The sequence below is a fragment of the Alsobacter ponti genome (genome assembly GCF_024294805.1).
GTDB lineage: Bacteria > Pseudomonadota > Alphaproteobacteria > Rhizobiales > Beijerinckiaceae > Alsobacter > Alsobacter ponti.
On sequence record NZ_JANCLU010000024.1, the window covers coordinates 35,829 to 61,352 of the forward strand.

Annotated in this window: 18 protein-coding genes and 1 riboswitch; of the genes, 10 read left to right on the forward strand and 8 right to left on the reverse strand. The window is 73.9% G+C overall.

The window, feature by feature from the left end; translation table 11 throughout:
- Positions 1–6: 6 nt before the first annotated feature.
- The 3 genes from kduD to NK718_RS19160 form a co-directional block, all read right to left on the reverse strand.
- The gene (gene kduD / locus NK718_RS19150) at positions 7–762 is read right to left on the reverse strand and encodes a 2-dehydro-3-deoxy-D-gluconate 5-dehydrogenase KduD (protein WP_254745621.1); all 756 of its coding nucleotides are present in this window, start codon (positions 760–762) and stop codon (positions 7–9) included.
- A gap of 8 nt (positions 763–770) precedes the next feature.
- Positions 771–1,619, reverse strand: coding sequence for a 5-dehydro-4-deoxy-D-glucuronate isomerase (gene kduI / locus NK718_RS19155; protein ID WP_254745623.1), 849 nt, complete (start codon positions 1,617–1,619; stop codon positions 771–773).
- 156 nt (positions 1,620–1,775) lie between these two features.
- Positions 1,776–2,885, reverse strand: coding sequence for an NADH:flavin oxidoreductase/NADH oxidase (locus NK718_RS19160; protein WP_254745625.1), 1,110 nt, complete (start codon positions 2,883–2,885; stop codon positions 1,776–1,778).
- Between the two features lie 176 nt (positions 2,886–3,061).
- On the opposite strand from NK718_RS19160, the gene NK718_RS19165 reads away from it, so the two are divergent.
- Both NK718_RS19165 and NK718_RS19170 read left to right on the forward strand, forming a co-directional pair.
- Entirely contained in the window at positions 3,062–4,231 is a 1,170-nt protein-coding gene (locus tag NK718_RS19165) for an aminotransferase (RefSeq protein ID WP_254745627.1), read from the forward strand.
- A 21-nt stretch (positions 4,232–4,252) separates the two neighbouring features.
- The gene (locus tag NK718_RS19170; RefSeq protein WP_254745629.1) at positions 4,253–5,449 is read left to right on the forward strand and encodes an MFS transporter; all 1,197 of its coding nucleotides are present in this window, start codon (positions 4,253–4,255) and stop codon (positions 5,447–5,449) included.
- A 6-nt stretch (positions 5,450–5,455) separates the two neighbouring features.
- Here NK718_RS19170 and NK718_RS19175 read toward each other — a convergent pair whose 3' ends face one another.
- Both NK718_RS19175 and NK718_RS19180 read right to left on the reverse strand, forming a co-directional pair.
- Positions 5,456–6,259: a polyphosphate kinase 2 family protein gene (locus tag NK718_RS19175; RefSeq protein WP_254745631.1), complete on the reverse strand. Its 804-nt coding sequence runs from the start codon at positions 6,257–6,259 to the stop codon at positions 5,456–5,458.
- A gap of 125 nt (positions 6,260–6,384) precedes the next feature.
- A complete protein-coding gene (locus tag NK718_RS19180; protein WP_254745633.1) occupies positions 6,385–6,615 on the reverse strand; it encodes a DUF1289 domain-containing protein in 231 nt (76 codons plus the stop codon).
- A gap of 114 nt (positions 6,616–6,729) precedes the next feature.
- Between NK718_RS19180 and NK718_RS19185 the strand changes: the two genes are divergently transcribed.
- Both NK718_RS19185 and thiD read left to right on the forward strand, forming a co-directional pair.
- On the forward strand, positions 6,730–9,990 hold the full coding sequence (locus NK718_RS19185; protein WP_254745635.1) for a DEAD/DEAH box helicase: 3,261 nt from the start codon (positions 6,730–6,732) through the stop codon (positions 9,988–9,990).
- Between the two features lie 41 nt (positions 9,991–10,031).
- Positions 10,032–10,853: a bifunctional hydroxymethylpyrimidine kinase/phosphomethylpyrimidine kinase gene (gene thiD / locus NK718_RS19190; RefSeq protein WP_254745637.1), complete on the forward strand. Its 822-nt coding sequence runs from the start codon at positions 10,032–10,034 to the stop codon at positions 10,851–10,853.
- A 1-nt stretch (position 10,854) separates the two neighbouring features.
- Here thiD and NK718_RS19195 read toward each other — a convergent pair whose 3' ends face one another.
- Both NK718_RS19195 and NK718_RS19200 read right to left on the reverse strand, forming a co-directional pair.
- Positions 10,855–11,793, reverse strand: coding sequence for an ABC transporter substrate-binding protein (locus NK718_RS19195; protein WP_254745639.1), 939 nt, complete (start codon positions 11,791–11,793; stop codon positions 10,855–10,857).
- Positions 11,794–11,804: 11 nt separating this feature from the next.
- Positions 11,805–12,668 (reverse strand): ABC transporter permease, encoded by an 864-nt coding sequence (locus tag NK718_RS19200; protein ID WP_254745641.1) that lies wholly within the window; start codon positions 12,666–12,668, stop codon positions 11,805–11,807.
- A riboswitch (TPP riboswitch) is annotated at positions 12,659–12,767 on the reverse strand. (Overlaps the previous gene by 10 nt.)
- 162 nt (positions 12,768–12,929) lie before the next feature.
- On the opposite strand from NK718_RS19200, the gene NK718_RS19205 reads away from it, so the two are divergent.
- Positions 12,930–14,120 (forward strand): MFS transporter, encoded by a 1,191-nt coding sequence (locus NK718_RS19205; RefSeq protein WP_254745643.1) that lies wholly within the window; start codon positions 12,930–12,932, stop codon positions 14,118–14,120.
- 293 nt (positions 14,121–14,413) lie between these two features.
- Here the strand turns inward: NK718_RS19205 and fumC are convergent, their stop codons facing one another.
- Positions 14,414–15,811 carry a class II fumarate hydratase gene (gene fumC, locus NK718_RS19210; protein WP_254745645.1) on the reverse strand — a complete coding sequence of 466 codons (1,398 nt, stop codon included), beginning with the start codon at positions 15,809–15,811 and terminating at the stop codon, positions 14,414–14,416.
- A gap of 153 nt (positions 15,812–15,964) precedes the next feature.
- Here fumC and NK718_RS19215 point away from each other — a divergent pair, with 153 nt between their 5' ends.
- The 5 genes from NK718_RS19215 (at position 15,965) to NK718_RS19235 (ending at position 25,158) form a co-directional block, all read left to right on the forward strand.
- Positions 15,965–19,300 (forward strand): transglutaminase family protein, encoded by a 3,336-nt coding sequence (locus NK718_RS19215; RefSeq protein ID WP_254745647.1) that lies wholly within the window; start codon positions 15,965–15,967, stop codon positions 19,298–19,300.
- A gap of 90 nt (positions 19,301–19,390) precedes the next feature.
- Positions 19,391–21,910: a circularly permuted type 2 ATP-grasp protein gene (locus tag NK718_RS19220; RefSeq protein WP_254745649.1), complete on the forward strand. Its 2,520-nt coding sequence runs from the start codon at positions 19,391–19,393 to the stop codon at positions 21,908–21,910.
- Positions 21,907–22,863, forward strand: coding sequence for a transglutaminase family protein (locus NK718_RS19225; RefSeq protein WP_254745651.1), 957 nt, complete (start codon positions 21,907–21,909; stop codon positions 22,861–22,863). The genes NK718_RS19220 and NK718_RS19225 overlap by 4 nt, the downstream gene beginning before the upstream one ends.
- Before the next feature lie 11 nt (positions 22,864–22,874).
- Positions 22,875–23,933, forward strand: coding sequence for a LacI family DNA-binding transcriptional regulator (locus NK718_RS19230; RefSeq protein ID WP_254745653.1), 1,059 nt, complete (start codon positions 22,875–22,877; stop codon positions 23,931–23,933).
- Between the two features lie 52 nt (positions 23,934–23,985).
- The gene (locus NK718_RS19235) at positions 23,986–25,158 is read left to right on the forward strand and encodes a Gfo/Idh/MocA family protein (RefSeq protein ID WP_254745655.1); all 1,173 of its coding nucleotides are present in this window, start codon (positions 23,986–23,988) and stop codon (positions 25,156–25,158) included.
- Positions 25,159–25,524 lie beyond the last annotated feature (366 nt).

The following is a 25,524-nucleotide window of genomic DNA, read 5'->3' on the forward strand; positions in this document are numbered from 1 at the left end:
TTCCTTTCAGCGCGCCAGCCAGCCGCCGTCGACGGGGATAACGGCGCCATGCACGTAGGCGGCGGCATCGGAGCACAGGAACACCGCCGCGCCGCCGAGATCGTCCGGGCGACCCCAGCGGCCGGCGGGGATGCGCGCCAGGATCTGCTCGCTCCGCGCGGGGTCGTTGCGCAGCGCCTCGGTATTGTTGGTGACGAAATAGCCCGGCGCGATGGCGTTGACGTTGACGCCCTTCGCGGCCCATTCGCAGGCGAGCAGCCGCGTCAGCCCGGCGAGCCCGCTCTTGGAAGCGGTGTAGGAGGGAATGCGGATGCCGCCCTGGAAGGAGAGCAGCGAGGCGATGTTGACGATGCGCCCGCCACCGGCCGGGATCATGTGCCGGGCGGCCGCCTGCGACAGGAAGAACGCGCTCTTCAGGTTGACGTCCATCACCGCGTCCCAGTCGGCCTCGGTGAAGTCGAGCGCGTCGGCGCGGCGGATGATCCCGGCGTTGTTGACGAGGATGTCGAGCCGGCCGCGCCAGGCCAGCGCCTCGTCGACGATGCGGGCGACCGGCTCGATCGTGCCGAGGTCGGCGGCGATGGCGAGGAAGGGCGCGCCCTGCGCCTCCACCAGCGCGCCCGTCTCGTCCATGGAGGAACGCCCGACGCCGGCCACCGCCGCGCCGGCCCGCGCCAGCGCCACGGCGATGGCCTGGCCGAGGCCCGTGTTCGCGCCGGTGACGATTGCGGTGCGGCCGGTGAGGTCGAAAAGCGAGTCCATGGCGCGCCTCAGCGCAGCGCGGACATGGGCACCATGTCCATGTCGGTGAAGTCCTGGTTGTCGCCCGCCATCGCCCACATGAAGCCGTAGCTCGCCGTGCCGACGCCGGAGTGGATCGACCAGCCCGGGGAGATGATCGCCTGCTCGTTGGCGACCACCAGATGCCGCGTCTCGTGCGGCTCGCCCATCATGTGGAAGACGCGGCCGTCCTCCGGCAGGTCGAAATAGAGGTAGATCTCCGAGCGGCGGTCGTGCGTGTGCGAGGGCATGGTGTTCCACACGCTGCCGGGCGAGAACAAGGTGATGCCGGCGACAAGCTGGCAGGTCGGCAGCACGTCCGGGTGGATCACCTGGTTGATGACGCGCTTGTTGGCCGAGGCCTCGGCGCCGAGCGGCACCTTCCGCGCGCGCTCCAGCGGCACCAAGGCCGTCCGGTGGCTGGCGTGGGCGGGGCAGGAGAGCAGGTAGAACTTGGCCGGGTCGGCCGGGTCGAGGCTCTCGAAGACGACCTCATCCGCGCCCATGCCGACATAGAGCGTGTCGAGGCGGCCGAGCGTGTGAACCGTCCCGTCGACGGTGACGCGGCCGGGGCCGCCGACATTGGTCGCCGACATTTCGCGCCGGGCGAGGAAGGTCTTCTGGCCGATTTCGCGGGGCGCGGTCAGCGCCAGCGGAGCGTCGGTCGGCATCGCGCCGCCGACGACGAAGCGGTCGACATGGGTGTAAGTGAGCGCGATCAGCCCCGGGGCGAAGACGCGCTCGATCAGGAAGTGCCGGCGCAGCTCGCCGGTGTCGAAGCGCTTCACCGCGTCGGGGTGGGAGGCCTGGCGGGTCTCGACGATGACGTGGTCTGGCATGGGCCCTCCCGGAGTTTGGTGGCGCGAGTTGTCGTACAATCGGACAACTCTCTAGCGCGAGACGCGGCGCGGGGGAAGTCCCCCGGCCGAGCCTCACCGCCCAGTCTCCGCCGTTCGGCCCCGCGCGGGAAGCCCCCGCGAAAAGCCCGCTCCCGATCAGCCCTGCTTGAGCGCCTGGCCCGGCCAGGTCGCCTTGCGGGCGCGGGCGAACTGCGGCACGGCCGGAAGCTCGGCCCCCAGCGCGTCGGCGGCGTGGATGCCCCAGCGCGGGTCGTCCAGCGCGGCGCGGCCGATGGCCACCATGTCGGCCTTGCCCTCGGCCAGCAGAGCCTCGGCCTGAGCCGGCGTGACGATCATGCCGACCGCGCGGGTGACGATGCCCGTGCCCTGCTTCACCGCCTCGGCGAGGTGGGCCTGGTAGGCGGCCCCGACGGGGATCTTCTGCCCCATGGCGACGCCGCCCGACGACACGCAGGCATAGGCCAGGCCGAGGTCGCGCAGCGCGCCGGCCAGCGCGACGGCGTCCTCGGCGACCAGGCCTCCCTCCACCCAGTCGCTGCCGGTGATGCGCGCCGCCACCGCGACGTGAGGCGGCAGCGCCGCCTTCACCGCCCGCGCCACCTCGATCGGGAAGGAGCGCCGCCCGGCGGCGTCGCCGCCGTAGCGGTCGTCGCGGCGGTTGGAGATCGGCGACTGGATGGAGTGCAGCAGATAGCCGTGGGCCATGTGCAGCTCGATCAGGTCGAAGCCGACGCGCACGGCGCGCAGCGCCGCGTCCACGAAGGCCTGCCGCACGCGGGCGAAGTCCGCCTCGTCCATCTCGCGAGGGGTGTGCCAGGCCTCGCCCATCGGGATCGCCGAGGGGGCGATGGTCGGCCACGGGTCCTGGTCCGCCTTCAGCGCGCCGCCGCCTTCCCACGGGCGCTGCGAGGAGGCCTTGCGGCCGGCATGGGCGAGCTGCACGCCGATCTTCGTGCCCGGCAGCGCCACCGCGCGCGCCGCCTCCAGCGCCCGCCGGGCGGCGCGCTCGTTGGCGTCGGAGTAGAGGCCCATATCGCCATGGCTGATGCGGCCGATGCGCTCCACCGCGGTCGCCTCGACGACGAACAGGCCGGCGCCCGACATCGCCATGTTCATCCAGTGGTGCAGGTGCCAGTCCGTCGCCGAGCCGTCGTCGGCCGTGTACATGCACATGGGCGCGATGGCGATGCGGTTGGGAACGACGATCGGGCCGAGCTGGAGCGGGGTGAACAGGTGCGAGGTCATGGCGCGTCCGGGTGTGGGGTGAAGGGATGTCCCCGCATACATGGGCGATGCGGGGCCCGAAAGCCAGCGCAGGGCTGCGTTGCGGCCATGCGAGGCTTCGGCGTGGCTGGACCCGCGCCGCGAACCCTGTAGGAATGCGCCATGCGCAACCGGTCGCCGAACGCGGAGTCGACGCGATGAACCCCGTGAACCCCCATCTGGCCGACACCGGTTCGCCGCCGATCCCCGAGGCCCAGGCCTGGCTGCGCCGCTACGAGGGCGCGCGCGGCCCGCTGCTGGACCTGTCGCAGGCGGTGCCGGGCTATCCCCCGCACGACGACATGCTGGCCCGGCTCGCCGCGGCGGCGGGCGACGCCGCCTGCGCCGGCTACGGCCCCATCGTCGGCGACGCGCAACTGCGCGAGGCCTACGCGGCGCACGTCTCCGAGCTTTACGGGGCGCGCGTGGACGCCGGCGAGGTGGCGATCACCGCCGGCTGCAACCAGGCGTTCTTCGTGGCGATGATCGCGCTGGCGCGGGCCGGCGACGCTGTGCTGCTGCCCTCGCCCTGGTATTTCAACCACCAGATGACGCTCGCCATGCTCGGCGTCGAGGCGCGGGCGCTGCCGTGCCGGGCCGAAGCCGGCTTCGTGCCGGACCCGGACGAGGCCGAGCGGCGGATCGACGCGCGCACGCGCGCCATCGTGCTGGTGACGCCCAACAACCCGACCGGGGCGATCTACCCGCCCCACGTCATCCAGCGCTTCGCCGAACTGTGCCGGCGGCGGGGCCTGTGGCTGGTGCTCGACGAAACCTATCGCGACTTCATGCCCGGCGAGGGCGACGTGCCGCACGCCCTCTTCGCCGACCCCGCGTGGCGGGACTCGGTGGTGGGGCTTTACAGCTTCTCCAAGTCCTACTGCATCCCCGGCCACCGGATCGGGGCGATCACCGCCGGCGCGAAACTCGGCGCCGAGATCGCCAAGGTGCTCGACTGCATGCAGATCTGCGCCGCGCGGCCGGGACAGGCGGCGCTGGCCTGGGCGATCCCTGCGCTGGCGGAGTGGCGCGAGGCGAACCGCCAGGAGATCGCGGCGCGCGCCGCCGCCTTCGAGGCCGCCGTGGCGGCCGCGCCCGGCTGGCGGGTGGACTCGGTGGGGGCCTATTTCGCCTATCTGGCGCACCCTTTCCCCGGCCTCGCGGCGTCGCGCGTCGGCGAGCGCCTCGCGGCCGAGCGCGGCGTGCTCGGCCTGCCGGGCAGCTATTTCGGCCCGGGGCAGGACACGCATCTGCGCATCGCCTTCGCCAACGCGGACCGCGCCCGCATCGCGCTGCTGCCGGAACGCCTCGCCGGCTTCGCCGCCTGACGCCGGAGTTCCCCCGCCGCGATGACCTATCTCGACTTCCTCCGACGCCACGGAGCCATGGCGTCGTTCGGCTATTCGATGGCCTTGATGTCGTCGTTCGGGCAGACCTTCTTCATCTCGCTCTCCGGCCCCGACATCCGCGCCGCCTTCGGGCTCGGCAACGCCGCCTTCGGGAGCCTCTATTCCGCAGCGACGCTGGCCTCGGGCGTGACGATGATCTGGGCCGGCGGCGTGCTGGACCGGGTCAGCGTCCGGGTCTACGCGACCGCGGCGCTGGCGGGATTGGCCACCGCGGCGCTGTCGCTGTCGCTGGCGGGCAATATCGTCATGCTCGGCCTGTCGCTGTTCATGCTGCGCGTCTTCGGGCAGGGCATGCTCGGCCACGCCGCGATCACCAGCGCGGCGCGCCTGCCGTCCGGCGTGCGCGGACGGGCGGTCGGCCTCGCCACGCTGGGCTTTCCGACCGGCGAGGCGATCCTGCCCGGCATCGCGCTGGCGGTGATCGCGTCGCTCGGCTGGACGGTGGCGTGGAAGATGGCCGCGAGCGTGCTGGCGCTCGCGCTGGCGGCGGTGCTCTGGCTGCGGCCGGACGGCGAGGCCCCGGCGTCCTCCCCGGCGGGGCGGGCCGAGCCGGACGCCACGGCCCCGACCCGCCTCTCGATCCTGCGCGACCGCGCCTTCCTCGCCTTCCTGCCGTCCATCGTGGCCCCGCCCGCCATCATGACCGGCTACCTGTTTTACCAGCGCCACCTCGCCGAGACGAAGGGCTGGCCGCTGGAACTGATGGCGGCGAGCCTCACCGGCTACGCCCTGGCCTCGGTGGGCTGCGGCGTGCTGATGGGCTTCGCGGTGGACCGCTTCGGCGGCCTGCGCATGAGCCGCCTCCATTTGGCCGGGCTGTTCGCCTCGTCGCTGATGCTGGCCTTCGTCACCGGCCCGTTCGCCGCGCTCGCCTTCTTCGCGCTGACCGGCGCGACGGCGGGGGCCAACAACGTGGTCGTGCCGGCGGTGTTGGCCGAGCTCTACGGCACGCGCCACCTCGGCATGGTGCGGGCGCTGTGCCTGTCGGTGGCGGTGGTGGCCTCGGCCGCCACGCCCATCCTGTTCGGCTTCGCCATCGACGCGGGGGTGACCGTCGAGTCCATCGGCATCGCCTGCGCCGTCTACCTCGCCGGCGCGTCGGCGCTCAACTGGCTGCTGCCGGGCCTGCGCCGCTGAGGCCGCTCAGACGATCTTGATGCTCTTGGGATCCCACGACACCTTCGGATAGGTGGGGTTCATGTCCTCGAGCGTCTTGCGCACCACGTCGGCGATGACGGCGTTGCGGGCCCATTTGCGGTCGGCCGGCACGATCCTCCACGGCGCCCACTCGGTGGAGCAGCGGTGCAGCATGGTTTCGTAGGCGTCCATGAAGTCGCCCCAGCTCTTGCGGTCGTCGAGATCGCCGGGGTTGAACTTCCAGTGCTTCTTGGGGTCGTCCAGGCGCTCCTGCAGCCGCTCGCGCTGCTCGGCCTTCGAGATGTGCAGCATGAACTTGAGAATGGTGACGCCGTTTTCGGTCAGCATCTTCTCGAAGGCGTTGATCTGGTCGTAGCGCTTCTCGATGTCGGACGCCGGCACGAGCTTGCGCACCTTCACCACCAGCACGTCCTCGTAATGCGAGCGGTTGAAGATGCCGATCGTGCCCCGGCGCGGCGCGGCGAGGTGCGCGCGCCACAGGAAATCGTGCGCCATCTCCTCCTCGGAGGGCCGGCGGAACGCGGTCACCTGGACGCCGAGCGGGCCAGTCGTGTTGAACACACCGCGCACCGTGCCGTCCTTGCCGGACGTGTCCATGCCCTGCAGGATCACGAGGAGCGAGCGCTTGCCCTCGGCGTAGAGCCGGTCCTGCAGCGTGTCGATGGCGGTGGCGTCGAGATAGAGCCGGCCGCGCGCTTCGTCCTCGGAGCCCAGCGCGTCGGTGTCGCGCGGGTCGATGTCGGAGAGCTTGACCTTCTGGCCCGGTTTCACGCGATACGGATCGCCCACGTCGTGCTCCTCTGATTGCCGCAGTCCATTCTCCGCGCCCCGGCCCCGCTTGCGCAAGGACAACGCTCGAAAGGACAACGCGCGGCCGGCCTGCCCGGTCGCCGCAGAAGGCGGCCCGCCCTCGCTTACGAGCGTTCGCGCAGCCGGCGGCGGCCGGTCCGCACGCGCGGCGGCAGGGGTTCGAGCTTGGCCTCGGCCAGTCGCCGGGGCAATCTGTCCATGATGGCCCGGCGCTCCGCCGGGCTCATCGCGGCCCAGCGGGAAATTTCGTCGATGGTGCGGCCGCACCCGATGCAGAGGCCCGCCGCGCGGTCCATGACGCAAACCTGGATGCAGGGGCTCTCGGTGATCTCCATGCCGGCACAGCTAGGCTTGAATCGGCGCGCCGGCAAGTCACCTGCCACGTCACGTCCGGGCAACCGCGCCCCGCGCAAGGCGTTGTCGGGCGTCCCGCCGCACCGGATCGCCGCATGACCTCCAGGACCCTTCGCGCCGCGCCGCCCGTCCCGCGCGCCGGCCCCTCCGCGCCCGCCGGCTCGGAAGGGGCGGCGGCCCTCGTCGCTCTGGCGGCGGCGCGCGAACGCGGCGCGGCCGTGTTCGTGGCCCGCGACGAGCCTCGGGCCGCCGCCGTCGCCGAGATCGCCGCCGCTCTCGATCCGGACGTGGACGTGCACGCGCTGCCCGCGTGGGACTGCCTGCCCTATGACCGCGTGCCGCCCTCCGCCGGCATCATGGGCCGCCGCCTCGCGGCGCTCGCCGGGCTGGCGCGGACGGGCGGCCCCCGCCTCGCCGTCACCACCGCCGAGGCGCTGGCCCAGCGCCTGCCCGACCCCGCCGCGCTGCGCGACGCGGCGCTGACGCTGGCGCGAGGGCCGTTCGACGCCGAGGCGCTCGACCGCGCGCTCGCCTCGCGCGGCTACTGGCGCGACGACCGCGTCGACGAGCCGGGCGAGGTCGCCTGGCGCGGCGAGGTGATCGACCTGTTCCCCTCCGACCGCGCCTCTCCGGTGCGGCTCGAGATCGACGACGGGCGCATCGCCGGCCTGCGCGTCTACGACGCGGCGACCCAGCGCGGCGTCGGCGAGCTTGGCGACATCGCCGTCTGGCCCGCGAGCGAGGCGTGGCGGCCGGGACAGGAGAGCCTGCCGGGCCCGTTCGCCGCCCCCGGGCCGCTGGCATCCCCCTTCGACCTGCTGGCCGGCTTCGCCGCCGTGGCGGATCCGGGCGCGCGGGAGCGCATCGAAGCGTTCCTGGCGCTCGCCGCCGAAGCGTGGGAGACGCGTCGGCGCTTCGGCCCGCGCGAGGCGCAGGGGCTGGCCGAGCCGTCCGCGCTCTATCTCACGCTGGACGCGTGGCGGGACGGCTTCGCGGCGCTGTCGCCCGTCGAGCTGGCCGAGGCGGAGGAGAACGACGCGCCGCGCTTCTCCGCCGCGCCGGACCCGGCGGCCGCCCTGCACGAGTTCGCCGCCGCCGAGCGAAAGGCCGGCCGCCGCGTCGTCCTTGCCGCGCCGGACGAGGCCGGGCTGCGGCGGCTGGCCCGCGCCGCCGGCCTCGGCGCGCCGGCGCGGGCCTCGTCATGGCGCGACGTCGCGAAGCTGCCGAAGGGTGCGGCGGCTTCCCTCGTGCTGCCGTCGACGAGCGGCTTTCGCGCGCCGGAAGGCGACGCCGTCGTCGTCACCGCCGCCGACCTCCACGGGGCCGACGCCGGCGCGCCGGCCGGCCGTGCGGCCGACGCCTTCCTCGGCGACGAGGCCTTCCGGCCCGGCGACGTCGTGGTCCACCGCGACCACGGGCTATGCGTGCTGGAGGGGCTGGAGACGGTCGAGGCGGGCGAGGCCGGCGCGACCGAGACGATCCGCCTGCGCTTCGCCGGCGACGAGGCGCTGATGCTGCCGGTGGCGCAGGCCGGTGCGCTGTGGCGCTACGGCTCCGCCGAGGCCGACGTGGCGCTCGACGCGCTCAACGCGCGCGCCTGGCTGCGCCGGCGCGGCGAGGTGGAGGCGGAGCTGGCCGAGACGGCCCGGCGTCTGGCCGAGCTGGCCCGCCGGCGCGCCACGGAAACGGCCGCGCCGCTGGCCGCGCCCGCCGACCGGCTGGCGCGCTTCGCCGCGCGCTTCCCCTGGCGCGAGACGCGCGACCAGGCGCGCGCCATCGCCGACGCGTTGCGCGACCTCGCCGGCAACCGGCGCACCGAGCGGCTGGTGTGCGGCGATGTCGGCTTCGGCAAGACGGAGGTGGCGCTGCGCGCCGCCGCCGCCTGCGTGTTCGCCGGGCGGCAGGTCGCCATCGCCGCCCCCACCACCGTGCTCGCCCGCCAGCACGTCGAGACCTTCCGCCGCCGCTTCGCCGGCTTCGGCGTCGAGGTGCGCGAGCTGTCGCGCTTCGTCGCCGCGGCCGAGGCGCGCGCCGTCAAGGCGGGGCTGCGCGACGGCTCGGTGCGCATCGTCATCGGCACGCACGCGCTGGCCGGCAAGGGCGTGGCGTTCCGCGAGCTGGGGCTGGTCGTCATCGACGAGGAGCAGCGCTTCGGTGAGGCGCACAAGGCGAAGATCCGCGCGCTCGGGCAAGACGCGCACGTGCTGGCGCTGACGGCAACGCCGATCCCGCGCACGCTGCAGGCCTCGCTCGCCGGGCTCATCGACCTCAGCGTCATCGCCACGCCGCCCGCCCCGCGCCGGCCGGTGCGCACCGCCCTGCTGCCCTACGCGCCGTCGGTGGTGCGCGAGGAGCTGCTGCGCGAGCGCCGGCGCGGCGGCCAGAGCTTCGTCGTCTGCCCGCGCGTCGAGGACATGGCGCCGTGGACGCGGCGGCTCGCCGAGATCGCGCCGGAGCTCGAGATCCTGACCGCCCATGGCGGCATGAAGCCCACCGACATCGACGACGCCATGCTGCGTTTCGCCGACGGGCGCGGCGACGTGCTGCTGGCCACCAACATCGTCGAGAGCGGGCTCGACGTGCCCAACGCGAACACCATGATCGTGTGGCGGCCGGACCGCTTCGGCCTGGCGCAGCTCCACCAATTGCGCGGACGCGTCGGGCGCGGCCGTGCGCGCGGCTCCTGCCTGCTGCTGACCGACCCCGACCGCCGCCTCGCCGCGCCGACGCGTCGGCGGCTGGAGACGCTGGCGGCGCTCGACCGGCCGGGCGCGGGCTTCGCCATCAGCGCGCGCGACCTCGACCAGCGCGGCGCGGGCGACCTGCTCGGGGCCGACCAGAGCGGGCACCTGCGGCTGGTCGGCGCGGGGCTGGCCCAGCACCTGCTGGAGCGCGCGCTGGCCGCCGCGCGCGGCGAAACGCCGCCGGAGGAGTGGACGCCGGAGATCGAGCTGGGCTGCGCCGCCGCCATTCCGCCGGAATACATCCCCGAGCCCGAGCCGCGGCTCAACCTCTACCGCCGCATCGCGCTTGCGGGCTCGGCGCGCGAGGTCGCCGGGCTGGCGGAGGAGATCGAGGACCGCTTCGGCGACCGGCCGAAGGCGCTCGACCGGCTGCTCGTGCTGGCGCGGCTCGCCGTCGAGTGCCGGGCGCTCGGCGTGGCGCGGCTCGACGGCGGCCCGCAGGGGCTGGCCGCGAGCTTCCGGCCCGGCTCGGAGCCGGCCGCGCCGCCGCACCTCGACCCGCCCTGCGCCTGGCGCGAGGGACGGCTGGTGTGGCCGACGCCGACGCGCACGCCGGCCGAGCGGCTGCGCGCCGCCGCCGCCTTCCTGCGCGCTTGCGCCGGGGCCGGCTGATAGCTAGCTGAGGTCGACGAAACGCCTCCGGGACGCCCGCCATGCCGCACCAGCCCCACCGCACGCCCATCGCCGTCACCATCGCCGGCTCGGATTCGGGCGGCGGCGCTGGCATCCAGGCCGATTTGAAAACCTTCTCGGCGCTGGGCGTCTACGGCGCGACGGTGATCACCGCGCTGACGGCGCAGAACACGCTGGGCGTGCAGGCGATCCAGGACGTGCCGGTGAGCTTCATCAAGGCGCAGATGGATTCGGTGTTCTCGGACTTCGACGTGAGCGCGGTGAAGATCGGCATGCTGGCCAACGCCCGCGTCATCGAGGCGGTGGCGGCGGGGCTCGACCGCCACAACGTCGAGACGGTGGTGCTGGACCCGGTGATGGTCGCGACGAGCGGCGACAGGCTGCTCGTGTCGGACGCCGTGGCGGCGCTGCGCGACGTGCTCGTTCCGCGTTGCCTGCTGATCACGCCCAACCTGCCCGAGGCGGCGGCGCTGCTCGACGAGCCGGTCGCCACCGACGAGGCCGCCATGCGCCGCCAGGGCGAGGCGCTGCTGGCGCGCGGCGCGAGGCGCGTGCTGATGAAGGGCGGCCACGCCGAGGGGCCGGCCAGCGTCGACCTGCTGGTGACGCCCGAGGGCGTCGAGCGGCTGGAGGCGAAGCGCATCGCCACCCGCAACACGCACGGCACGGGCTGCACGCTGTCGGCCGCCATCGCGGCCGGGCTGGCGCGCGGGCTGGAACTGCCGCGCGCCGTGCGCGAGGCGAAGACCTACCTCACCGGCGCGCTCGCCGCCGCCGACCGGCTGACGATCGGACGGGGCCACGGCCCCGTCCACCACTTCCACCGGCTGTGGAAGGCCTGACTCAGCGGCGCACCGCGTAGCGCTCCACCGGCTCGATCGTGTCGATCAGGCCGCGCGCCTTCATGAACTCGGCGAAGCGGGCGTAGCGCGCGCCGTCGAGCGCGGCGGGGCTGGCGGCCAGCCGCGGCAGCGTGTCGGTCCAGGCCTGCCGGTTGAGCGCGTCGTCCGACTTCGGGTTGGCCTTGGCGAAGAGCGCCCACGCCTCGCGCGGGTTGTTCAGCGTCCATAGCGTCGCCTGCTCCACGGCGTCGAGGAAGCGGCGCACGCGCGCGTCGCCGGCGAGGTCCTGGCGCACCACGTAGATCAGCTCGTCATAGGGCGGCACGCCGTTCTCCTCCGGGTAGAAGGCGCGGCCGGGCCTGCCGGCCTGCGACAGCTCGGTGAGGTCGAAATTGCGGAACGAGCCGATCACCGCGTCGACCTGCCCGCCGAGCAGGGCCGGGTTCAGCGCGAAGTTGACGTTGACGAGCTTCACGTCCGAAAGCTTCAGCCCCGCCTGCTCCAGCATCGCGCCGAGCAGCGCCTCCTCGAAGCCGGCGACGGAGTAGCCGACGGTGCGGCCCTTGAGGTCGGCGAGGCTCTTCACAGGCCCGTCGGCGAGCACGACGAGGCTGTTGAGCGGCGTCGCCACCGCCGCGCCGATGCGCACCAGCGGCAGGCCTTCCTTCACCTGCTGGTACAGGTTCGGCTGGTAGGTGACGGCGATGTCGCCCTGCCCGGCCGCCACGAGGCGCGGCGGCGCGGAGGGGTCGGCCGGCTCGACCAGCGTCACGTCGAGCCCCGCCTTGGCGAAGAAGCCCTTTTCCCGGGCGATCACGAGGGCGGCGTGGTCCGGGTTCACGAACCAGTCGAGCAGCACGGTGAGCTTGTCCTGCGCGGCGGCGGGCGTCGCGGCGAGCGCGGCGGCTATCAGGGCGGCTGCGAGACGGGGGAGGCGCATAACGTGTCCTTTCAGCGGGAGAGCGTGTCGGGGGCCCAGCGGACCAGCCGGCGCGTCGCGGCGTCGACGGCGGCCCACAGGGCGATGGAGATCAGCGCCAGCACGACGAGCGCGGCGAACACCGTGTCCGTCTGCATGCGCGCGTTGGCGTGGAGGATGAGCAGGCCGAGGCCGGACGAGGCCCCGACCCATTCGCCGACGATGGCTCCGATGGGCGCCACCGCCGCGGCGATGCGCAGCCCGGCGGCGAGGCTCGGCAGGGCCGAGGGCGCGCGCACCAGCCACAACAACTGCGCCGGCGTCGCGCTGTAGAGCCGCGCCAGGTCGACGAGGCCGGGCGGCGTGCGGCGCAGCCCCTCGAGGAAGCTCGTGGCGACGGGGAAGAAGATGATGAGGCTCGACATCGCCACCTTGGAGCCGATGCCGAAGCCGAACCACACCACCAGCAGCGGCGCGATGGCGAACACCGGCAGGGCCTGGCTCGCCACCAGCGCCGGGCCGACGGCGCGCTCCACCAGCGGCCAGCGCGCCATGGCGAGCCCGGCCGCCACGCCGACCAGCCCGCCGACCGCCAGCCCGCAGACGATCTCGCCCAAGGTCACCGCCGCCTCGGGCAGGATGACGTCGGCGCGCGTGACGAGCACGGTAAGCACGCGGGAGGGCGCGGGCAGCACCCAGGCGGGCACGGCGAGGAGGCGCGTCGCCGCCTCCCACAGCGCCAGCAGGACGAGGCCGGCCAGCGGCCCGGCGAATCCGCGCCGCGCGCGGGGGCGAGCGCTGGACGGACTGCCGGCGGGCGGGCGCGCGGCAGGCGCGCGGCTCGCGTTCGAAACGACAGGTGCGGGGTTTGGCCCTGCGGGCCGGAGCGGACTCATCGCGCGTTCCCTTCGCCGGTACGAGCCGGATCAGGTTCGACGGGTTGGCCTCGCGGCCTCTCAGCGACGCCCGAAGGCGCCGCACCCCGACACGGAGAATGGCCCTGTGTAGCGCGCGGCGGCCCCAAGTGGCAAGTGCGGGGCGCTCAAGGCTGCCGCGCATTGACAGGCGCGCGCGGCGACCCGAAACCTTCGTCCCGGCCGGCGGGCGCGCCGGACGCGACCGGCCCGCGAGCGGCCGCTCCACGAGGTTTCCCCGCGATGGCCGCGCGCGACACGGTTTTCCTCCTGACCCTCGGGCTCGCCTGCTTCGCGAGTTCGCTCGGCGCGCGCGTCACCGACCCGATGGTGCCCTCCATCGCCGCCGAGTTCGCCGCCCCGGTCACCACGGTGGCGCTGCTGTCGACCAGCTACGCGCTGCCCTACGGCCTTTGCCAGCCCATCCTCGGCCCGCTCGGCGACACGTTCGGCAAGTCGGCGGTGCTGAAGGTGTGCGTCGCGCTGATGGCGCTGATGATCGGGCTCGGCGCGGTGGCCGGGTCGCTGAACCTGCTGTTCGCCAGCCGCGTCGCGGCCGGCATCGCCGCCGGCGGCGTCATCCCGCTGGCGCTCGCCATGCTGGGCGACCGGTTCGCGCTCGACCGCCGGCAGATCGCCATCGGCCGGCTGATGGCCGTCACGCTGATCGGCCAGATCGCCGGCGTCACCACGGCGGGCGTGCTCGCCGACGCGGCGGGATGGCGCGTCGCCATCGGCGTCACCGCCGGCATCGCCGGGGCGGCGGCGCTCGGCACGGTGCTGCTGCTGCCGCGCAACGGCCCGGAAACGCGCCCGCGCTTCGACCTCGGCACGACGTTCGGGCGCTACGGCATCATCTTCCGCAACCCGCGCGCCTATATCTGCTACGGCGGCGTGTTCGCCGAGGGCCTGTCGATCTACGGCGTGCTGCCCTACATCGCCGAGATGCTGCGCAGCCAAAGCGCGGGCGGCCCGTCGGAGGCGGGGTTCATCATCGCCGGCATCGGCGTCGGCGGCATCCTGTTCTCGGTGCTGGCGGGGCGCATCCTCGGGACCATCGGCCCGTTCGGCGCGATGCGGCTCGGCGGCGTGCTCGTCGGCCTCGGGCTGGCCGGGTTCGGCTTCGCCGCGAACTGGCGCGTCGGCATGGCCTGCTTCACCGCCATCGGCCTCGGCTTCTTCATGCTGCACAGCACGCTGCAGAACCGCGCCACCGAGCTCGCGCCCACGGCCCGCGGCTCGGCGGTGGCGCTGCACGCCTTCTTCTTCTTTTCGGGACAGGCGATCGCGCCGGCGCTGTTCGGCCCGGCCTATCACCGCTTCGGCGCGGCGCCCTCGCTGTTCGCCTGCGCGCTGGCCATGGCCGCGACGGGCTTCGTCGCCGCCTGGCTCCTCCACGGCGTCGACCGCCGCGAAGCCGAACGCGCCGCGTGAGATTAATGGGCGGGCCTCCCGCCCGCCCCCCGTTCCCGGAGCCCCGCAGCGAAGCGGAGGGGAATCCGGGACCCAGCGCATGGATGATGCCGCGAAGCGGCGCTGCATCAGCCTTTTCATCAGGACGCGCTGACGCGCGACATATTGCGCTGGGCCCCGGGTTCGGTTCCGCTTTCGCTGCACCGACCCGGGGACGGGCGGGCCGGAGGCCCGCGCGCCAGCGTGGCGCTTTACCGCGTCGGGGAGGGGCGGGCCGGAGGCCCGCCCGAAAATTTCTCCCTGAGCGTCCAGTCCTACCCCGGCCCGGTCATGCGCTCGGGGCGGACCAGTTCGTCGAACTCCGCCTCGGTGACCAGGCCGAGGCGCAGGGCCTCTTCGCGCAGCGTCGTACCGTTGGCGTGGGCGGCCTTGGCGAGCTTGGCCGCCGCGTCGTAGCCGATGCGCGGGGCGAGCGCCGTCACCAGCATGAGCGAGCGGCGCATCAGCTCGTCGATGCGGGACCGGTTGGCGTCCAGCCCCTCGACGCAATGGGCGCGGAAGCTGTCGGCCGCGTCGGCGAGCAGGCGCACCGATTGCAGCACCGCGTCGGCGATGACGGGCTTGTAGACGTTCAGCTCGAAATGGCCCTGGCTGCCGGCCATCGCCACCGTGGTCTCGTTGCCGAACACGCGTGCGCACACCATGGTCAGCGCCTCCGCCTGCGTCGGGTTGACCTTGCCGGGCATGATCGAGGAGCCCGGCTCGTTCTCGGGCAGGATCAGCTCGCCCAGCCCCGAGCGCGGGCCGGAGCCGAGCAGGCGGATGTCGTTGGCGACCTTGAACAGGCCGGCGGCGGCGGCGGACAGCGCCCCGTGGACGAACACCAGCGCGTCGTGGCTCGCCAGCGCCTCGAACTTGTTGGGGGCGGAGACGAAGGGCAGGCCGGTGAGCGCGGCGATGCGCTCCGCCACCATGCGCGCGAAATCGGGATGGGCGTTGAGCCCGGTGCCGACCGCCGTGCCGCCCTGCGCCAGCGGGTAGAGCTCCGGCAGCGCGGCCTCGACGCGGCGGATGGCCCCGGCCACCTGCGCCTCGTAGCCCGAGAACTCCTGGCCGAGCGTCATCGGCGTGGCGTCCTGCGTGTGGGTGCGGCCGATCTTGACGATGTCGGCGAACGCCTCCGCCTTGGCGGCGAGGGCCTTGCGCAGACCGGCGAGCGAGGGCAGCAGGCGCTGCGCGATCTCGCGCGCCGCGGCGACGTGCATCGCCGTCGGGAACGTGTCGTTGGACGACTGGCCCCGGTTGACGTGGTCGTTGGGGTGGACCGGCGACTTGCCGCCGCGCGTGCCGGCAAGCGCTTCGTTGGCGCGCCCGGCCAGCACTTCGTTGACGTTCATGTTGGTCTGGGTGCCGGAGCCGGTCTGCCACACGGCGAGCGGGAATTCGCCCGCCAGCCGCCCGGCCAGCCCCTCGTCCGCCGCCGCGACGATGGCGTCGGCGAGCCTGGGGTCCAGCTCGCCCAGCTCGCGGTTGGTCTGCGCCGCCGCCTTCTTGACGATCAGCAGCGCCTCGATCAGCGGCGCCGGCATCAGCTCCGTGCCGATGCGGAAATTCTCCAGCGAGCGCTGCGTCTGCGCGCCCCAGTAGCGCGCGGCCGGGACCGCGATGGGGCCGAACGAGTCGGTTTCGGTGCGGGTCGCTGCGTCAGCCATGGCGGCCTCCCTGGGCTCGAAGGGTCATCATCGCCCAACGCGCCAGGCGGCGAAAGCGCGCCCGATCCGGCATGACCCTTGCCTCCTCCGCCGTCGCGCCTAGGCTGGAGCGCGGCCGCAACACGGCCGCCTCCTCAACGCGGGATGGAAAACGTGTCGATCGTCGCCGCCCTGAACCACGTCACGCATTACCGCTACGACCGGCCGGTGGCGATCGGCCCGCAGACCATCCGGCTGCGCCCGGCCCCGCACAGCCGCACGGCGGTGGAGAGCTACGCGCTGCGGGTGACGCCCGCCAACCATTTCATCAACTGGCAGCAGGACCCGCACGGCAACTGGCTGGCGCGGCTCGTCTTCCCCGAGCCCGCGACCGAGCTGAAGATCGAGGTCGACCTCGTGGCCGAGCTGGCCGTGGTCAACCCGTTCGACTTCTTCGTCGAGGACTACGCCGAGACGGTTCCCTTCGCTTACCCGCCCGAGCTGAAGCACGAGCTTCTGCCCTATCTGGAGCCCGAGGACGGCAGCCCTGAGCTCGACGCCTACGTGGCGGCGATCCCGCGCGAGCCGACGCCGGTGGTGAACTTCCTCGTCGGGCTGAACCAGCGCCTGCAGGAGGAGATCGGCTACATCGTGCGCATGGAGCCCGGCGTCCACACGCCGGCGGAGACGCTGCGCCTGCGCAAGGGCTCGTGCCGCGACACGGGCTGGCTGCTGGTGCAGGTGCTGCGCCGCCTCGGCCTCGCCGCGCGCTTCGTCTCCGGCTATCTCATCCAGCTCAAGCACGACCTCAAGGCGCTGGACGGGCCGGCGGGCACGGACCACGACTTCACCGACCTGCACGCCTGGGCGGAGGTCTACATCCCCGGCGCGGGGTGGATCGGCCTCGACCCCACTTCCGGGCTGTTCTGCGGCGAGGGCCACATTCCGCTGGCGGCGACGCCGCACTACCGCTCGGCCGCGCCGATCTCCGGCCTCGTCGGCTACGCCGAGGTCGACTTCGACTTCCACATGGGCGTGACGCGCATCCGCGAGGCCCCGCGCGTGACGCTGCCCTTCTCCGACCCGGCGTGGCAGGCGCTTGAGCGGCTGGGCCACGAGGTCGACCGCGACCTCGCCGCGCAGGACGTGCGCCTGACCATGGGCGGCGAGCCGACCTTCGTGTCGATCGACGACTATGACGGCGCGGAGTGGAACACCGCCGCCGTCGGCCCCACCAAGCGCGCGCTGGCCGACGACCTGGCGCGCCGGCTGCGCGCCCGCTTCGCCCCCGGCGGCCTGCTGCACCACGGCCAGGGCAAGTGGTATCCCGGCGAAAGCCTGCCGCGCTGGACCTTCGCGCTGTACTGGCGCAAGGACGGCGAGCCGATGTGGCGCGACCCCTCGCTGCTGGCCGTCGAGACGCCGGCCGCACCGCCGCCCGACGACGCCCCGGCCCGCGTCGCGGCGGGCGTGGCGCAGCGGCTCGGCATCGCCGCCGACTTCGCCCTGCCGGCCTACGAGGATCCGGCGCGCTGGATCCTCAAGGAGGCCGAGCTGCCGGCCAACGTGGACCCGCTCGACTCCCGGCTCGACGACCCCGAGGCGCGGGCGCGCATCGCCCGCGTGTTCGAGCGCGGCCTCGGCCAGCCCGTCGGCTACGTGCTGCCGGTGCAGGCCGCGCAGGGGCGCGCCGGCGACCGGCGCTGGACCAGCGAGAAATGGACGCTGCGGCGGGGCCGGCTGTTCCTCGTGCCCGGCGATTCGCCGGTCGGCTTCCGCCTGCCGCTCGCCTCGCTGCCGCACGTGCCCGAGGCGGACTACCCGTTCATCCAGCCGGCCGACCCGTTCGAGCCGCGCGCCCCGCTGCGGCCGGCGGAAGACCTCGCGGCGGCGCGCCGCCTGCACCCGACGGCGCAGACGCAGCACGCCTCGGAAGCGGCCTTGGACATGCGGCAGGACGTGCGCGAGCAGAGCGCCGGCGACGCCGGCGAGCCGGTGCGCACCGCCATCGCCTTCGAGACGCGCGACGGCATCCTGCACGCCTTCATGCCGCCGGCGCGGGCGCTGGAGGACTATCTCGACCTGCTCGCCGCGCTGGAGGAGACGGCGCGCGAACTCGGCCTGCCGGTGCGCGTCGAGGGCTACCCGCCGCCCTCCGACCCGCGCGTCGACGTGCTCAAGGTGACGCCGGACCCCGGCGTGATCGAGGTCAACGTGCAGCCCGCCGCCTCGTGGGGCGAGTGCGTGGCGATCACCCGCGACCTCTACGAGGACGCACGGCAGGCGCGGCTCGGGGCCGAGAAGTTCATGGTCGACGGGCGGCACACCGGCACCGGCGGCGGCAACCACGTGGTGGTCGGCGGCGCGACGCCGGCCGACAGCCCGTTCCTGCGCCGGCCCGACCTGCTGCGCAGCCTGGTGACCTACTGGCAGCGCCACCCCTCGCTGTCCTATTTGTTCTCCGGCCTGTTCATCGGGCCGACGAGCCAGGCCCCGCGCGTCGACGAGGCGCGCCACGACAGCCTGTACGAGCTGGAGATCGCCATGGCCCTGGTGGAGGGGCCGGGCGGCCGCCCGACGCCTCCGTGGCTCGTCGACCGGCTGTTCCGCAACCTGCTCACCGACGTCTCCGGCAACACCCACCGCTCGGAGATCTGCATCGACAAATTGTTCTCGCCGGATTCGCCCACCGGACGGCTGGGGCTGGTGGAGTTCCGCTCGTTCGAGATGCCGCCGGACTGGCGCATGAGCCTCGCCCAGCAGGTGCTGCTGCGGGCGCTGATCGCCTGGTTCTGGCGCGCCCCGCGCACCGGCCCGCTGACGCGCTGGGGCACGCGCCTGCACGACCGCTTCATGCTGCCGCACTTCGTGTGGGCCGACTTCCTCGAAGTGCTCGACGATCTGCGCGGCGCGGGCTACGCGCTCGACCCGCTGTGGTTCGAGGCGCAGCGCGAGTTCCGCTTCCCGTTCTACGGCAAGGTCCGCCACGGCGGCGTCGAGATGGAGATCCGACAGGCGCTGGAGCCCTGGCACGTCACCGGCGAGGAGGGCGCGGCCGGCGGCACGGTGCGCTACGTCGACAGCTCGGTGGAGCGGCTGCAGGTCAAGGTGACCGGCTTCGACGCCGCGCGCCACGTCGTCGCCTGCAACGGACGGCGCGTGCCGCTGGTCGAGGCCGGCGCGCCGGGCGAGGCGGTGGCGGGCGTGCGCTTCAAGGCGTGGAAGCCGGCCTCCGGCCTGCACCCCGTCATCGACGTCCACGCGCCGCTGACCTTCGACATCCTCGACGGCTGGAACGGCCGCTCGTTGGGCGGCTGCGTCTACCATGTCAGCCATCCCGGCGGGCGCAACTACGAGACCGCGCCGGTCAACGCCTACGAGGCGGAGGCGCGGCGGCTGGCGCGGTTTGTCCCGTTCGGCCACACGCCCGGCCCGACGGCGATGCCGCCGGCCGAGCGCCCGGCGGAATTTCCGACGACGCTGGACCTGCGGCGGCCGCCGGGCGTTTGAGGAGCGGCGCTTTCCGCCGCCGCCGCGAATGGTCTAGGCTGCCGCCGCCGCCCCGGCGACGCCGGGCGCTGACACAGGATGCCCGCCTTCATGCCGCCGCGCCCCGCCGAGCCCGCCCTGCGCGACGACGTCGCCGCCCTGCTCGGCGGCTACCGCGCGCTGCCCGGCGTGCGCGACGAGCTGGTCGACGAGCACGGCCGTCCCCGCCCGCACTGGGCGACGGCGCTGGAGGCGCTCGCCCGCATGGGGCGCGAGGAGGTGGGGCGCGCCTTCGCCCTCGCCGACCGCCACCAGCGCGACACCGGCGTCTACTACCGCGTCTACGACGCCGGCGAGAGCCGCGAGCGGGCGTGGCCGCTGAGCCATCTGCCGCTGGTGATCCCGCAGGCGGAATGGCGCGAGGTCGAGGCCGGGCTGAAGCAGCGCGCCGCGCTGCTCGACCGCGTGCTGGCCGATGCCTACGGCCCCGCCGGGCTGGTGCGCGACGGCGCGCTGCCGGCCGCCGCGCTCGCCGCCAGCCCGGACTTCCTGCGCCCGATGGTCCGCGTCACCGGGCGTGGCGCGGGCCGCCTGCAGGTCTACGCCGCCGATCTCGGCCGCGGCGCGGACGGGCGCTGGTGGGTGCTCGGCGACCGCGCGCAGGCCCCCTCCGGCATGGGCTACGCGCTGGAGAACCGCATCGCGCTGTCGCGCGCTCTGCCGGACCTCTACGCCGCCATGAACGTGCGCCGGCTCGCGCCGTTCTTCCAGGCGTGGCGCGGCGCGCTCGCGGCGCAGGCCGGCCGCGAATCCTCGCGCATCGGCCTGCTGACGCCCGGCCCCCTCAACGAGACCTATTTCGAGCACGCCTATCTGTCGCGCTATCTCGGCTTCCTGCTGGTCGAGGGCGGCGACCTGACGGTGCGCGACGACGCCGTCTACGTGCGCACCATCGGCGGGCTGAAGAAGGTCGACGTGCTGGTGCGCCGGCTCGACGCCGAGTTCGCCGACCCGGTGGAGCTGGACCCGGATTCGCGCATCGGCGCGCCGGGGCTGGCGCAGGCGGTGCGCGCCGGCTCCGTCGTGCTCGCTAACCCGCTCGGCGCGGGCCTGCTGGAATCGCGCGCCTTGCTCGCCTTCCTGCCGGCGCTCGCCCGCCGCCTTCTCGGCGAGGATTTGAAGCTGCCCAACGTCGCGACGTGGTGGTGCGGGCAGGAGGCGGCGCGCGACGCGGCGCGGGCGCGGCTCGAGGAGTTCGCCGTCGCCCCGGCCTATTCGCGCGCCGAGGGCTGGCCGTTCGGCACGATGCCCGTGCGCGTCGCCGCGCTCGACGCGGCCTCCCGCGCCCGGCTCGACGACTGGCTGGAGCGGCGCGCCGTCGAGGTGGTGGCGCAGGAGCCCATCGGCGTCTCCACCATGCCGGTGTGGCGCGACGGGCGTCTGCGGCCGCGCCCGTTCACGCTGCGCGCCTTCGTGGTGGCGACGCCGGACGGCTGGGAGGTGCTGCCCGGCGGCTTCTGCCGGCTCTCCGACGACGACGACCCGCGCTCGCTCTCCATGCAGCTCGGCGGCCGGTCCGCCGACGTGTGGATCGCCGCCGACGAGCCGGTCGAGCCGGCGACGCTGCTGCCGACGCCCGACCGCGTCGCGATCACGCGCGTCATCGGCTACCTGCCGAGCCGCGCCGCCGAGAACCTGTTCTGGCTCGGCCGCTACATGGAGCGCGCCGAGGCGACGCTGCGCGCGGTGCGCTGCCTTGCGGGGCTCGCCATCGAGCATGGCGAGGCGGCGGGCCCCGCCCGCGCCGCGCTGGCGCGCGCCATGGAGCTGCTGGCCGCCTGGGGCGCAGCCGCCCCCGAGGCCGCGCCGGAGCGCGGCGCGGCGGCGCGCGTCATCGGCGCCGCGCTCTCCGGCGCGGACCGCCCCGGCTCCGTGCTGCGGCTGGCGAGCGAGGCGCGGCGCGCCGCCTCCGTCATCCGCGACCGGCTGTCGCCGGACGCCGTGCGGGCGCTCGCCGACCTCTCCGCCCTTTTCGAGCGCCGCGACGCCAACCCGCCCGGGCCGGGCGAGGCGCTGGAGACAGCCGACCAGGGCCTGCGCATCCTCGCCGCCCTGTCCGGGCTGGTGCAGGAGAACATGAACCGCCTCTCCGGCTGGCGCTTCCTCGAGATCGGCCGGCGCATCGAGCGCGGCATCCTCACCGCCCGCTTCGTGCGCCGCTTCGCCGAGCCGGACGCGCCGTCCTCCTGCCTCGACGCGCTGCTGGAGATCTGCGACAGCCAGATCACCTATCGCGCGCGCTATTTGATGGGCGCGCTGCGCGCCCCGCTGGTCGACCTCGTGATGCTCGACGACGGCAATCCCCGCTCGGTGGCGTTCCAGGTCGGCCGGCTGGCCGACCATGTCGGCGCGCTCGCCGAGCTGCCGACCCATGCCGGCCCTTTCCCCCCGCGCGACATCGTCGCCGACCTCGCTTCCCGCCTGCGCGGGTGGGACGCGGCGGAGATCGACGCCGCCGCCATCGTCTCGGTCGAGAACCGGCTGATGGAGCTCTCCAACGAGATCGGCGCGTGCTTCTTCACGCAGGCCGACGCGCCTTCCGACGACGACAGCGTGGAGGACGGCGGTTGATCTACGACGTCAGCCACGTCACCACCTACCACTACGCCGCGCGGGTGGCGTTCGCGCGCTGCCTGCTGCGGCTCGCGCCGCGCGCCATGCCATGGCAGCGCGTGCTCTCGCACGAACTCTCCCTCTCGCCCGCGCCCGCCGAGACGCGCGAGGGCGACGACTTCTTCGGCAACCGCCAGCGCGCGGTGCTGATCGCCGCCCCGCACGACACGCTGTCGATCCGCGCGACGAGCCGCGTCGAGGTGGGCGAGCGGCCGGCGCTGCGCTTCGGCGGCCCGGCGTGGGAGCAGGTGGCGCGGCATGCGCTGGCCTCGCGCGACCTGTCGGGCCTGAGCCCCGCGCATTTCCTCTTCGCCAGCCGCTTCGCGCCCCTGCTGGACGAGGCCGCCGCCTACGCGCGCGCCGATTTCAGCCCCGGACGGCCCGTGCTGGAAGCCGCGCTCGACCTCACGCGGCGCGTCCACGCCGACTTCGCCTACGACCCCGCCGCCACCGACGTGTCGACGCCGCTGCGGCTCGTGTTCGCGCAGCGCGCGGGCGTGTGCCAGGACTTCGCCCACGCCATGATCGCCGGGCTGCGCGGCATCGGCGTGCCGTGCCTCTATGTCAGCGGCTATCTGCGCACGACGCCGCCCGAGGGGCAGAAGCGCCTCGCCGGGGCGGACGCCAGCCATGCCTGGGTCGCCGTGTGGTGCGGCGAGGAGGCCGGCTGGGTCGAGCTGGACCCCACCAACGACCGCCCGGCCGGGCCGGACCACGTCGTCCTCGCCGTCGGCCGCGACTACGCCGACGTCGCGCCGGTGGCCGGCGTCGTGCTCGCCTCCGCGCCGCAGCGCCTCACCGTCGCCGTCGACGTGACGCCGGTGGAGCCCCTCGAAGCCGGTCCTGTTGCGGCGCAGCAATCAAATGACTTGCGCACCTCAAACCAAAACCGCAAGAGTTTCACCGGGTAGGAGGACCCCAGGTGAACGAGAGCCAGACGAAAGGCGAGACCCGCCCCGGGCGGATCACGCTGGAGGACGTCGCGCGCGACGCGGGCGTGTCGCTGGCCACGGTCGACCGGGTCATCAACCGCCGGCCGGGCGTGCGGCAGAAGACCGTGGCGCGGGTGGAGGCGGCCATCGCCCGGCTCAGCTACCGGCCGGACCCGCTGGCGGCGCGGCTGGCGCGCAACCGCACCTTCCGCTTCTGCTTCGTGCTGCCGCGCGGCAGCAACACCTTCATGAGCCTGCTCGAGGAGCAGGTGCGCCACGCCTCGGACTGGCTGGCCTCGCAGCGCGCCGACACGGACATCGTCCACGCCGACACGTTCGACCCCGAGGCGCTGGCCGGCGCGCTCGACGCGCTCGGCTCCGCCTATGACGGCGTCGCCACCATCGCGCTCGACCACCCAAGGGTGCGCGCCGCCATCGACGACCTGTCGTCGCGCGGCGTCGCCGTGGTGACGCTCGTCTCCGACGCGCCCAGCTCGCGCCGGCTGCACTATGCCGGCATCGACAACACCGCCGCCGGGCGCACCGCCGGCACGCTGATGGGGCGCTTCCTCGCCGGGCGGAGCGGGCGCGTCGGCGTCATCGCCGGCTCGCTCGCTTTGCGCGACCACGCCGAGCGGCACTTCGGCTTCGCCCAGGTGATGGGCGGCGAGTATCCGGGCCTCACCCTGCTGCCGGTGCGCGAGGGCCGCGACGACCGCGAGCGGACCGAGGCCATCGCCCGGCAGTTCCTCGCCGACACGCCCGACCTCGTCGGGCTCTATTCCATCGGGGCCGGCAATCGCGGCATCGGCGCGGCGCTGGAGGCCTCAGGGCGGGCGGACGACATCGTCTTCATCGGCCACGACCTCACCCCCTTCACGCGGCGCTTCCTGGTGCGCGGCGTGATGGACGCGGTGATCAACCAGGACGCGGGGCACGAGGCGCGCTCGGCCGCGCGCGTGCTGATGGCGCATTGCTGGGGCGAGCCGGTGGTCGCCGACCAGGAGCGCATCCGCATCGACATCTTCATCCGCGACAACCTGCCCTGAGCGGGCGCGGACCTTCCCCACACGCGGACATTCGGGACACGAGGAGACGGGCATGACCATCGAAGGGCGCGACGACACGGCGCAGGCGCGCATCCGGCTCGGCATGGTGGGCGGCGGCGAGGGCGCGTTCATCGGCGCGGTCCACCGCATCGCGGCGCGCCTCGACGACCACTACCAGTTCGTCGCCGGCGCGCTGTCCTCGACCCCCGAGAAGGCGATGCGCTCCGGCGCGGCGCTGGGGCTCGACCCGAAGCGCACCTATGGGGACTTCGAGGAGATGGCGCGCCGCGAGCGCCGGCTGAAGGACGGCATCGAGGCGGTGGCGATCGTCACGCCCAACCACATGCACGCGCCCGCCGCCGCCGCCTTCCTCAAGGCCGGCATCCACGTGATCTGCGACAAGCCGCTGACCACCACGCTGAAGGAGGCGAAGAAGCTCGCCGCGCTGGCCGAGAAGTCCGGCCTCGTGTTCTGCGTCACCCACAACTACACCGGTTACCCGCTGGTGCGGCAGGCCCGCGAAATGGTGCGCGCCGGCGAGCTGGGCGAAATCCGCGTCGTGCAGGTGGAGTACCCGCAGGACTGGCTGACCGAGAACCTGGAGGCGACCGGCCAGAAGCAGGCCGAGTGGCGCACCGACCCGGCGCGCTCGGGCGGCGGCGGCTGCATCGGCGACATCGGCACGCACGCCTACAACCTCGCCGACTTCGTGGCGGGGCAGCAGGTCGCGGAGCTGAGCGCCGAGCTGACCACCTTCGTGAAGGGCCGCCGGCTCGACGACAACGTGCAGGTGATGCTGCGCTACGCCAACGGCGCGCGCGGCCTGCTGTGGGCGAGCCAGGTCGCGCCCGGCAACGAGAACGGCCTGCAATTGCGCGTCTACGGCGACAGGGGCGGGCTGCACTGGCGGCAGGACAACCCGAACTATTTGTACTTCACGCCGTTCGGGAAGCCGACGCAGATCCTCACGCGCGGCGGCGCGGGCGCCATCGCCGCCGCCAACCGGGTGACGCGCATCCCGAGCGGCCACCCGGAAGGCTATCTGGAAGCCTTCGCCACCATCTACACCGAAGCCGCCGCCGCCATCCGCGCGGCCCGCACGGGGGCCAAGGTCGACCCCGCCGTGAACTTCCCCACCGTCGACGACGGCGTGAAAGGCCTCGCCTTCATCGAAGCCGCCCTCCAATCCTCCCGCCGCAACGGCGCGTGGACGAAGCTGGGGTAGCGCCGGAACCGCCGCACTGGCCTTCGGGCCTTGGGCTTGGGAGTACGGGCCTTCCCTTGGGAGCGCGGCCCGCCGGGCGGACGCCAGTCCGCCCCCGAAAGTGCGGGCTCCCAGCCCGCACGTCCCCGGAGCGGTGCAGCGCCAGCGGAAAGGGCGGGCCTCGCCCGCCCTCCCGTCCCCGGAACCCCGGAGCGAAGCGGAGGGGGGTCCGGGGCCCAGCGCATGGATGTTGCCGCGAAGCGGCGCTGCATAAGCCTTTTCGTGAAGACGCGCTGACGCGCGAACATATTGCGCTGGGCCCCTGTGTATTTCGGTTTGTGGCAGGATGGGTGCGGGCGGGAGATCGATGGGCCCCAGGTGCTTGAC